Below are 9,811 nucleotides of genomic sequence, written 5' to 3'. Positions count from 1 at the left end.
GCGCACAGGTCGTTCCATTGAACGAAGCGAGATGGAGCTTCCAGGTTATTCGCAAGGTTGAAGAATGATTCAGAAAAGATTCCAAACGAGGATACAGCATGTATGTAGTTTTGAAGGCACAGTAAGCAAACGGTAGCCGATTGGTTATCGTTTTTTTATTGCTGAAAAATATAATTCTCTTCATTTCCCTCTTGCATTCTGCTGAAATATGTAGTAATTTAATATTTATTACGCTGCAGATACAGAACAAACATTCTGTCTGCAAGGGAAAGTGGAAGGGGAAAATGAAAAATGGAAAACACGTCAGTTAAGGCTGGCTTCCGGAAGAAATTCCTGGGAGACAAGGCCTTTTACAAAATGGTACTTGCAATTGCAATACCGATTATGATCCAGAATGGTATTACCAATTTTGTCAGCCTTCTGGACAATATTATGATTGGAAGAATCGGCACGGAGCAGATGTCAGGGGCGGCAATCGTGAATCAGCTGCTGTTTGTCTATAACCTCTGCCTGTTCGGCGGGGTATCCGGAGCTGGTATTTTCACTGCGCAGTATGCAGGTCAGAAGGATCACGAAGGTGTACGTCAGACCTTTCGCTATAAGCTGTGGCTGGTAATCATTCTTACAATTATCACAGTACTGCTTCTGATTTCATCCGGGGAAGCTCTGATCGGCATGTATCTGAAGGGGGAAGGAAGCGCAGCTGCATTAGAAGCTACCAGCAGATATGGTATGCAGTATCTCTGGATTATGCTTATCGGACTTCCGCCATTTATGATCAGTCAGGTATATTCCAGCACCCTTCGTGAGTGCGGAGAAACTGTACCGCCGATGAAAGCAGGCGTCACAGCTGTCCTTGTGAACCTGGTATTTAACTATCTTCTTATTTATGGTAAATTTGGTTTCCCGGAGCTGGGAGTAAGAGGGGCAGCAATTGCTACCGTTATATCCCGTTATGTGGAGGTAGCCATTGTCATTGTCTGGACGCATACCCATACAGACAGAATGCCATTTGCAAAGGGGCTGTACAGCACTTTGAAGGTACCAGCCAGCCTGACGAAGAAAATTCTGATAAAAGGTACCCCGCTTCTTCTGAACGAGACCTTGTGGGCGGCTGGCATGGCAATCCTGACACAGTGTTATTCTGTACGCGGATTGAATGTAGTAGCTGCTCAGAATATTGCCAATACCATTAACAATGTATTTAACGTGGTGTTTATTGCTCTTGGAGATTCGGTTGCCATTGTGGTGGGACAGCTTCTGGGGGCTGGAGATATGAAGAAAGCAAGGGATACGGATAATAAGATGATCGCATTTTCCGTTATGTGCTGTACGGGAGTTGCGATTGTGATGCTTGTGGTTGCGCCGTTTTTCCCAAGGCTTTATAAGACCAATCAGGATGCAAGAGAGCTGGCGAAATATTTCATTATGATCATGGCCATCTTTATGCCGCAGAATGCATTTCTCCATGCGGCTTATTTCACTCTGCGCTCCGGCGGCAAGACCATTATTACATTCCTGTTTGACAGTGTGTTCGTGTGGTGCGTCAGTGTGCCCATTGCGTACTGTCTCAGCCGATTTACAGGGCTTCATGTGCTGGCAGTATTTACCATGGTGCAGATCGGAGATATTCTGAAATGCATTGTTGGCTTCGTTCTGGTGAAAAAGGGCGTATGGATGCAGAATATTGTTTCCAGCCGTTAAACTGCCAAAAGACCTTTTGCCCCGAACATCATTTGTATTGGAAAATTCCATAATAAAAAATGCGTTTCATTTCAAAAACATTCGCTGCCAAAGAAATGAAGCGCATTTTTGAATTTAAAGCAAAAGATTACAGGGAAAACAGTTCTCCTGTGCGGGTTACGTCGTATCCTGTCTGTCCCTGAAGGATGGTGCGAAAATCTTCAGAACGGACGATCTCCAGCAAAGCAGCAAATCCAGGCTGGGAAAGAGCACTTGTTTCCATAACAAGATACATGGGCAGTGTTTCCAGGGGAACAAAATCTAAAAGCCCGGACTGATGAGCCGCATATTCTTCCCCAAGGGCCGTGTCCGCTTTGTGATTAGCCACAGCTGCAGCTGTAGAAATGTCAGACACAAGCTCTGTGGAATAACCGGAAACACTGGCAGGGGAAATCTGGCTGCCAAGAAGGAAACGGTCCAGATAGATTCTGGGAGTGCTGCCTTTCTCACGGTTAGCAATGGTAATGTTTTTTCCAGAAAGGGCATTAAGGGATGTGATTCCCTTAGGGTTGCCGGATGGAACATAAAAGCCAATGGCATATTCATAAAGACAGATCACGGACAGTGCAGTGCCGGGAACCAGATGGCGGATATCTTCCAGATCCAGGCTGGCACAGGCAATATGGGCCTTTTTGAAATAAAGGGAATAAAGGCTGTTGTAGCTGTTCATAAAAGACTGAAGCACTGGAATTCCCTGTGGATGAATGGACATCTGGCTGACCAGAAGCTCCAGAGCCGGGGAAAACTGTCCGCACAGGATCAGTCCGCTGGAATGAAGCAGATAATCCCGCTTCAAAAGGGAGCTTTCTGGCGGAAATTCCGGAACCTGCAGGCTGGACATGGGGGAAATCCCGGAAGCAGAGGCTCCAGAATTCCCGGGATTTCCGGAATTGCTGTGCTCCAGATACTGGTTCAGCTGCTGTTCACTGATCCGCAGCTGCTTGCCAACCTTGGAGGAATATAATTCTCCCCGCTTGATCAGCTCATATACGGTTGTTTTTTTAATCTGAAGCCTGTCTGCGACTTCCTGGGCAGTATAAAGCTTATTCATCAATTCCCACCATTACGTTGGTAGCCTTGATTACGGCATAAGCATCGGAGCCTACCTCAAGTCCAAGCTCCTCTACAGCTGCGCAGGAGATGGTAGCTGTGATGATGTTTCCGCCGCCGATATCGATGGTGACGATGGAGTTTACAGCTCCCTTGTTAATATTGATAACTTTGCCTTTTAACTGATTGCGTGCGCTTAATTTCATAGTAAAAATCCTCTTTTCTTAAATAAAATCTGATTCAGAAGTAATCGCTGCGAAAGACAAAAAACAGCAGTTTTTCCATGCTTTCGCTGTCCTACTATGATAGCATGGAATGTGGGAAATAACAAGCTTCGACACGATTCCAAACACGTTCTGGTTATAGGAAAATTTACAAAAAATATTTGCATGGATAAAAAGAATTTGTACAATTTGCAGGCGCAGGAATTGACATAGAAAAACAAATCAAGTATAATGGATAAAACGGAACAAAACTCAACAAAACGAAGCAAAAATGGAGGAACGAGACATGAAAAAAAGAGTTTTTGCAGCACTGATGGCTGGTGTTATGGGAACTATGATGTTTGGTACCACTTTAGTATCTGCTGAGGCTGAGACTCCGGAGCTGAAAGGCGAGGTTTACGCGTTTATTGCAGCCAGCCTGAACAATGCCATGGAAGAGCTTCAGAAGAACTTCAATGAGACATATCCGGACGTTGAGATCCTTTACAATGCAGACAGCTCAGGCACACTGCAGACTCAGATTGAGGAAGGCGCACGCTGCGATATCTTCTTCTCCGCAGCACAGAAGCAGATGAATGCGCTGGTAGATGAAGGCCTTGCAGACAAGGATTCCGTTGTAGATCTTCTTGAAAACAAGGTAGTCCTGATCAAACCAAAGGATGGCGAGACTAAGGTAACAGGCTTTGAGAATATTACAGACGCTGCCAACCTTGCACTTGCAGGCGAGGATGTTCCGGTGGGACAGTATTCCCGTGAGATTTTTGACAATCTTGGAATTACAGACGAAGTAAACAAGATGGAGATCAACGAAGGCAAGAACGTGACTGAAGTACTTGCGGCTGTAAGTGAGGGAAGCAACGAGGTTGGTATCGTTTATGCCACTGACGCGGCTTCTGTCGCAGATTCCGTTGATATTATCGCAGAGGCACCGGCTGGAAGCCTTGAGACACCTGTACTTTATCCGGTAGGACTTGTAGAAGACCAGGAAGCAAGCGATGATGACAAGGCAGCTGCAGCAGCATTCCTTGAGTATCTTCAGTCTGATGAGGCTCTTGAAGTATTTGAGAAATACGGATTTGCAGCTTATGTAACAGATGAGAATGCTGATGATGCCCAGGCTGACGATGCCGCTGAAGAGACAGAAGAGGCAGCTGAGGATACAGCAGAATAATTACGGAACATAAATTTTTACATATGACAATATATGGTTACTGCTCCTTACCTGGACAGTAACCATATTCATATTAGAAAGAAAAAGGATAGTAATATGGGAGAATTTCTCAGTGAAATAAACTGGACTCCGTTATGGATTTCCATGAAAACAGGTGTGGCGGCAACCATAATCGCCTTTTTCCTGGGTGTATTCTGCGCAAGGAAGATCATGAAATTAAAACCAGGGGCCAGGGCTATTATGGACGGCATCCTGACTATGCCCCTTGTTCTTCCGCCTACTGTAGCGGGATTTTGCCTGCTTTTGCTTTTCAGCCTGAAAAGACCCTTTGGAAAATTTTTGCTTCAAAATTTTGATATCAAGGTAGTACAGACATGGACCGGCTGTGTGATCGCGGCTTCTGTGATCGCGTTTCCTTTGATGTACCGAAATACCAGAGCTGCTTTCGAGCAGGTGGATGTGAACCTGATCTATGCAGGACGGACTCTGGGAATGAGTGAGAGCAGGATTTTCTGGAAGGTGATCATGCCTGCAGCAGGACCTGGAATCGCATCCGGTACCGTGCTGGCTTTTGCCCGTGCAATCGGAGAATACGGCGCTACCTCCATGCTTGCCGGCAACATTCTTGGAAAAACAAGGACGGTTTCAGTTGCCATCGCTTCAGAGACAGCAGCTGGAAACTTTGATATGGCTGGCTTTTGGGTTGTGGTAATTATATTGATCTCATTCCTGGTGGTTGCGGCAATCAATATTGTCTCCGGCAGAGGAATGCAGACCAGAAGGTGGATATAATGGCGATTGAACTTGATATTCAGAAAAATTTCAAAGGCTTTTCCCTGAATGTAAAGCTGAAGGGGCAGGACGGAACCATGGGAATCCTGGGAGCTTCCGGAAGCGGAAAGAGCATGACGCTTCGCAGTATTGCGGGAATTGAGACGCCGGATTCCGGGAAGATCGTGATAAATGGAAGAACGGTTTTTGACTCGGAGCAGAAGATCAATCTGCGTCCCCAGGAGAGACGGGTGGGATACCTGTTTCAGAATTATGCCCTTTTTCCTACAATGACAGTGGAGAAGAACATTGCCTGCGGATTCCGCGGGGACAAAAATGAAATGGCCGAGAAAGTGGCAGATTACATAAAACGTTATCATCTGGAGGGGCTTGAGAAGCATCTGCCGTCTCAGCTTTCCGGAGGTCAGCAGCAGAGAGTTGCCCTTGCGCGGATGATGATCGGGGAACCGGAGGTAATTCTTCTGGATGAGCCGTTTTCTGCGCTGGATGGTTATCTGAAAGATATTTTACAGAGGGATATGCAGAATTTCCTGAAGGACTATAAGGGTGACATGATCATGGTTACCCACAGCAGGGATGAGGCGTACAAGTTCTGCAGCCAGCTGACGCTGCTGCATAATGGCAAGGAGATCCTGACGGGAGAGACACGGCAGATCTTTGAGAAGCCACAGTATCTGGAGGCTGCTAAGCTTACCGGCTGCAAGAATTTTTCCGCTGTGCAGAAGATGGGACCGCATCAGGTGTATGCCCTTGACTGGGAGCTGATGCTTCATATCCAGGAGGAAGTTTCCGATGAGATCACCCATGTGGGAATCCGCGGCCACTGGATGCGTCCTGCCAATGAGAGCGGGGAAAATGTAATGACCGTGCAGGTGGAGGAATATATTGAGAATACATTTGAGCATCAGTATCTGATCCGCAATAAGGAAGCCGATGGAAGCACACCCCTTTGGTGGATGTGCCAGAAGAAAGATTTCCAGGAGAAAACAGAGGATCGGGTACCTGCGTATCTGTATTTTCCGCCGGAGCATCTCATGCTTCTTAAGAAATAAAAAACGGGAAGAAATCGCAATGGTGGATTTCTTCCCATATTTTTTATGAATAGATAAAGCAAAAAGCCGGAAAACTTTGATTAGAAAGCTTTCCGACTTGTTGGAGAACAGGGGATGAGAGAATCGAACTCCCACCAAAGGTTTTGGAGACCCCTATCATACCATTTGACCAATCCCCTATGTTTTGCTTCTGTTGCAATTATACATACAAAAGGCACACTTGTCAAGATAAAATGTTAGATTTCGCGAAAATTTTTATAAAAGCGGTGTACCTGGCGGACAAAGTGCTGTGCATAATAGCAAAAAGCGGAGATGGAGGGATTTGAACCCTCGCATCGGTTGCCCGACCTACCGCATTTCGAGTGCGGACCCTTCAGCCACTTGGGTACATCTCCACGACATTTCTCATTATATCGGGGGATGGGAGAAAGGTCAATCCTTTTTTTATTATTGACGGGAAAACAATAGTGTAATATTATGGGAAGGTAACCATTTGTGGCAATCATGCCGGAAGAATCCGGCATACTATATAGAAAATAGGCGGGAGCATATCTGCTTTCGTGAAATAAGGAGAACAGTTATGAGTGATAAGAAGACATCCATAGAGAATGCAGTAGCCCGTCTGACTGCCAATTACCGCAAGGAAGAGCTGTTTCTGACAAAGAGTGGAAGACACCTTCCTGTCCGTGCGGCGATTATTGATATTGTGAAAGAGATGAGATCCGTTATTTTCCCGGGATATTTTGACATTGATTCCGGCGCGGCGGTTTTTCCAGAGCATTACACCGGATATCTGCTGAATGACCTGTTTGACCGTATGAAGGAGCAGATTGAGACTGCATTTCTCTATGTGGGCGAGGATACTGCCAGCGCATGCGGCAAGGCTGCCAGGGTAACAGCCAGCTTTTTTGAACAGCTGCCGGATGTGCAGGAAATGCTTCTGAAGGATGTGCAGGCAGGCTTTGACGGTGACCCGGCTGCCAAGAGCAGGGAAGAGATTATTTTCTCCTATCCGGGATTCCTGGCAATTTATGTGTATCGTCTGGCCCATATCCTTTATCTGGAGGAGGTGCCTTTTATTCCCAGAATCATGACAGAGTATGCACATGACCATACAGGAATCGATATCAACCCAGGTGCCACCATTGGAGAGTACTTCTTCATTGACCATGGAACCGGCGTGGTAATCGGTGAGACTACTACTATTGGAAATAATGTGAAGCTGTATCAGGGCGTGACTCTTGGTGCGCTTTCCACCAGAAAGGGACAGCAGCTGTCCGGTGTGAAGCGTCATCCTACTATTGAGGACAATGTGACCATTTATTCCAATTCTTCCGTGCTTGGCGGTGAGACTGTCATTGGAGAAAATACCATCATCGGCGGTAACACCTTCATTACAGAGTCCATCCCGGCGAACTCCAAGGTAAGCGCCAAGAGCCCGGAGCTTGTGATCAAGAAGCCGCGCACCTGCGTGGAGGCTTCCAATGTGTGGGACTGGGAGAACTGATCTTGGCAAGATCGATTTGGAAAGTGATAAATGAGAGCCAGAGCCTTTTTCAAACACACTTTAGGGTGTAGGAGCAGGGGTCTGGCTCTTCTGGAAATCCCCTAAAAACAGTTCTATTGCGTCAATCTTAGAAACAAAAGAAAAAATTTGAAAAAATTTCAAAAAAGTTATTGACAAATCCGTCCACATCGGATATACTAAGTTTCGTTGTGACGGACAAGCACAAATGTGCGGGTGTAGTTCAATGGTAGAACACCAGCCTTCCAAGCTGGATACGTGGGTTCGATTCCCATCACCCGCTTATGCGATAGTGGCGTAGTTGGTAACGCGCGACCTTGCCAAGGTCGAGACCGCGGGTTCGAGCCCCGTCTATCGCTCTTCTGACGAAAGTCAGGCAGGCACATTTGAATACAGATGTGCGGGTGTAGTTCAATGGTAGAACACCAGCCTTCCAAGCTGGATACGTGGGTTCGATTCCCATCACCCGCTTGTGCGATAGTGGCGTAGTTGGTAACGCGCGACCTTGCCAAGGTCGAGACCGCGGGTTCGAGCCCCGTCTATCGCTCTTGAGAAACCAGGACATATTGCTCCTGGTTTTTTGTTTGTAATAGGAAAGCAGCCTGCGCTTTGGGATTCGATCCGCGAAATGCAGGCTGCTTTTGCATATTCATAAGATGAAAGAGTGTTTTGAAAAAAGACTATGTTGCCTGGGTTTTATGCGTCTGCCTCGTCTGCGCAGATGATTCCATAGAAGCTGAGCAGATACAGGCCGCTAAGTCCCACCAGTGCATAGATAATTCTGGAGATCCAGCTCATGCTTCCAAAGATTAGGGCTACCAGATTGAAATTAAAGAATCCGATCAGTCCCCAGTTGATTGCACCGATTATGGTAAGCGTCAGACAAAAACATCTCAAAAATTTATTTCCCATAAGTCACCATCCTTTCGTATCCATAGTGTCTCTTCTTTTTCGTAAAATATGCATAAAAAATACGCGAAAATCCAGTTAAAAGATTTTCGCGCATTTTAAAAGTAAAAAGCAGTTTTTACTGCAGGTTCAGGGTCTGCACCGCTGTTACACTGGTGTCCAGTCCAAAAGCGTCCACAGCCTGTAAGGTAACCGGACTCATATCCTTCAGGGAAAAGGCCTGGCATACATTCACGGTCTCCCCTGGCTGGATCTCTTTCATAAAGGCATCGATGGCGCTGTCGCTGTTTGCCGGAATGGCGGCCTCAAGAGAAGCACCGTTCTGGTAAGCGGTCAGGTTCACATCCACCATGGCACTGGAAGCACCGGAACCGTTGTTGGTGTAGTCGTAGTAAACAAGAAGACAGGGTTCACCGCCGAAGTCTGTGGAGACTACATTTCTGGTATAGTGAATGGAAAAACGTTCATTTGAAAGATCAATGGTGCCGTCTGAAGCAGCAGGCGCCTGGGCATTTTCTGAAGAAGAGCCATCTGCCTCCTCAGAAGAAGCGCTTAAGGTCTGGCTGATTTCATCTTCCACGCTTTTGAAGTTTGCGGACATGATCTTTACAGTCTCATCATCCAGGGAAGTGACCTTCCACTGGCCGTCTACCTTGATCATAGGATAAGTGATATCAGCCTCGCTGAATTTATCCTCCAGACTGTCTGATTTTTCCATTAAGATCGCGGCAAGCTTTTCCTGTGTCTCCTGCTCTGTGAGGCTTTCGCCGGAAAAGGCGCTGGACACGATCTGACGAAGAAATTCTGTGACCGTTTCCCTGTAAATATCAGAGCCGTCGATATAACGGATGCGTGCTGTCACATCGGCTGTTCCATTCTGGAAGCTAAAGCTGGTCTTAGTGATGGACCAGGTCATTTTGGCATTGATGGACTTGAAAAAGCTTTCGTATGCAGCATTTGTCACATCTGCATTGTCAAGAGCAGACAGATCGGCGCTTTGAAGGTGGGACTGCATGGCGTTAAGATCAAGGGACTGGATCGCGGTAAGGTATGTCTCCAGTTCTTTGGCTGGCTGACTTCGCTCGTAGAAATAGTATCCCACGCCTGCTCCGATCACAAGGATAAGGGCAAGCAGAATCAGGACGCGCCCAATCTTGCCCTTTTTTTTCTTTTTACGGGGAACGGACTGCTCATCCGGGGTATTTAATTGTGGCTCTCTCATGTTTCCTCCTTTTCGTTGCTGGAATTGCTTCCATTATAGTATACGAAAAGATTTGTGTCAAAGCATTTGTCCAAAGGAGGGCATGTCAAAATAGTGGAAAAACAGGGGCGTCCATGTTATACT

Annotated in this window: 9 protein-coding genes and 6 tRNA genes; 9 read left to right on the top strand and 6 right to left on the bottom strand. The window is 46.5% G+C overall.

Annotated elements, in window-relative coordinates; translation table 11 throughout:
• Positions 1-291: 291 nt before the first annotated feature.
• Positions 292-1,704 carry an MATE family efflux transporter gene (locus tag OCV70_RS14445; RefSeq protein ID WP_262579792.1) on the top strand — a complete coding sequence of 471 codons (1,413 nt, stop codon included), beginning with the start codon at positions 292-294 and terminating at the stop codon, positions 1,702-1,704.
• Between the two features lie 127 nt (positions 1,705-1,831).
• Here OCV70_RS14445 and OCV70_RS14440 read toward each other — a convergent pair whose 3' ends face one another.
• Together OCV70_RS14440 and OCV70_RS14435 are read right to left on the bottom strand one after the other, a co-directional pair.
• On the bottom strand, positions 1,832-2,794 hold the full coding sequence (locus OCV70_RS14440; RefSeq protein WP_173766730.1) for a substrate-binding domain-containing protein: 963 nt from the start codon (positions 2,792-2,794) through the stop codon (positions 1,832-1,834).
• Positions 2,787-2,999, bottom strand: a complete 213-nt coding sequence (locus OCV70_RS14435; RefSeq protein ID WP_118579240.1) for a TOBE domain-containing protein — start codon at positions 2,997-2,999, stop codon at positions 2,787-2,789. Before OCV70_RS14435 ends, OCV70_RS14440 begins: the two co-directional genes overlap by 8 nt.
• Before the next feature lie 304 nt (positions 3,000-3,303).
• Between OCV70_RS14435 and modA the strand changes: the two genes are divergently transcribed.
• From modA to OCV70_RS14420, 3 genes are all read left to right on the top strand, one after another.
• Positions 3,304-4,188 (top strand): molybdate ABC transporter substrate-binding protein, encoded by an 885-nt coding sequence (gene modA / locus OCV70_RS14430; protein WP_173766728.1) that lies wholly within the window; start codon positions 3,304-3,306, stop codon positions 4,186-4,188.
• Positions 4,189-4,284: 96 nt separating this feature from the next.
• Positions 4,285-4,980, top strand: coding sequence for a molybdate ABC transporter permease subunit (gene modB, locus OCV70_RS14425; protein WP_173766726.1), 696 nt, complete (start codon positions 4,285-4,287; stop codon positions 4,978-4,980).
• Complete coding sequence (locus tag OCV70_RS14420) at positions 4,980-6,032, top strand: sulfate/molybdate ABC transporter ATP-binding protein (RefSeq protein ID WP_262579790.1); 1,053 nt, start codon at positions 4,980-4,982, stop codon at positions 6,030-6,032. The genes modB and OCV70_RS14420 overlap by 1 nt, the downstream gene beginning before the upstream one ends.
• Before the next feature lie 108 nt (positions 6,033-6,140).
• Here the strand turns inward: OCV70_RS14420 and OCV70_RS14415 are convergent.
• Together OCV70_RS14415 and OCV70_RS14410 are read right to left on the bottom strand one after the other, a co-directional pair.
• Positions 6,141-6,211 (bottom strand) — tRNA-Trp (locus OCV70_RS14415).
• A 128-nt stretch (positions 6,212-6,339) separates the two neighbouring features.
• A tRNA-Ser gene (locus OCV70_RS14410) sits at positions 6,340-6,427 on the bottom strand.
• Between the two features lie 185 nt (positions 6,428-6,612).
• Between OCV70_RS14410 and epsC the strand changes: the two genes are divergently transcribed.
• The 5 genes from epsC (at position 6,613) to OCV70_RS14385 (ending at position 8,104) form a co-directional block, all read left to right on the top strand.
• Positions 6,613-7,539 carry a serine O-acetyltransferase EpsC gene (gene epsC / locus OCV70_RS14405; RefSeq protein WP_173766722.1) on the top strand — a complete coding sequence of 309 codons (927 nt, stop codon included), beginning with the start codon at positions 6,613-6,615 and terminating at the stop codon, positions 7,537-7,539.
• A 230-nt stretch (positions 7,540-7,769) separates the two neighbouring features.
• A tRNA-Gly gene (locus OCV70_RS14400) sits at positions 7,770-7,840 on the top strand.
• A gap of 3 nt (positions 7,841-7,843) precedes the next feature.
• A tRNA-Gly gene (locus OCV70_RS14395) sits at positions 7,844-7,916 on the top strand.
• 41 nt (positions 7,917-7,957) lie between these two features.
• Positions 7,958-8,028 (top strand) — tRNA-Gly (locus OCV70_RS14390).
• 3 nt (positions 8,029-8,031) lie between these two features.
• A tRNA-Gly gene (locus OCV70_RS14385) sits at positions 8,032-8,104 on the top strand.
• A gap of 149 nt (positions 8,105-8,253) precedes the next feature.
• Here the strand turns inward: OCV70_RS14385 and OCV70_RS14380 are convergent.
• Both OCV70_RS14380 and OCV70_RS14375 read right to left on the bottom strand, forming a co-directional pair.
• On the bottom strand, positions 8,254-8,469 hold the full coding sequence (locus OCV70_RS14380; protein WP_021924950.1) for a DUF378 domain-containing protein: 216 nt from the start codon (positions 8,467-8,469) through the stop codon (positions 8,254-8,256).
• A 115-nt stretch (positions 8,470-8,584) separates the two neighbouring features.
• Positions 8,585-9,688, bottom strand: coding sequence for a DUF5067 domain-containing protein (locus OCV70_RS14375; RefSeq protein ID WP_021924951.1), 1,104 nt, complete (start codon positions 9,686-9,688; stop codon positions 8,585-8,587).
• Positions 9,689-9,811: the final 123 nt, after the last annotated feature.

It is taken from the genome of Blautia acetigignens (assembly GCF_025566865.1).
In the GTDB taxonomy this organism is placed as follows: Bacteria; Bacillota; Clostridia; order Lachnospirales; family Lachnospiraceae; genus Blautia_A; species Blautia_A acetigignens.
The sequence above is the reverse complement of the archived record's forward strand: the minus strand, read 5'-3'. Positions and strand labels throughout refer to the sequence as shown.

Excerpts from the sequence above, each read along its gene's own strand:
- OCV70_RS14445 (WP_262579792.1), top strand. The coding sequence starts at position 292 with ATGGAAAACACGTCAGTTAAGGCTGGCTTCCGGAAGAAATTCCTGGGA.
- OCV70_RS14440 (WP_173766730.1), bottom strand. The coding sequence starts at position 2,794 with ATGAATAAGCTTTATACTGCCCAGGAAGTCGCAGACAGGCTTCAGATT.
- OCV70_RS14435 (WP_118579240.1), bottom strand. The coding sequence starts at position 2,999 with ATGAAATTAAGCGCACGCAATCAGTTAAAAGGCAAAGTTATCAATATT.
- modA (WP_173766728.1), top strand. The coding sequence starts at position 3,304 with ATGAAAAAAAGAGTTTTTGCAGCACTGATGGCTGGTGTTATGGGAACT.
- modB (WP_173766726.1), top strand. The coding sequence starts at position 4,285 with ATGGGAGAATTTCTCAGTGAAATAAACTGGACTCCGTTATGGATTTCC.
- OCV70_RS14420 (WP_262579790.1), top strand. The coding sequence starts at position 4,980 with ATGGCGATTGAACTTGATATTCAGAAAAATTTCAAAGGCTTTTCCCTG.
- epsC (WP_173766722.1), top strand. The coding sequence starts at position 6,613 with ATGAGTGATAAGAAGACATCCATAGAGAATGCAGTAGCCCGTCTGACT.
- OCV70_RS14380 (WP_021924950.1), bottom strand. The coding sequence starts at position 8,469 with ATGGGAAATAAATTTTTGAGATGTTTTTGTCTGACGCTTACCATAATC.
- OCV70_RS14375 (WP_021924951.1), bottom strand. The coding sequence starts at position 9,688 with ATGAGAGAGCCACAATTAAATACCCCGGATGAGCAGTCCGTTCCCCGT.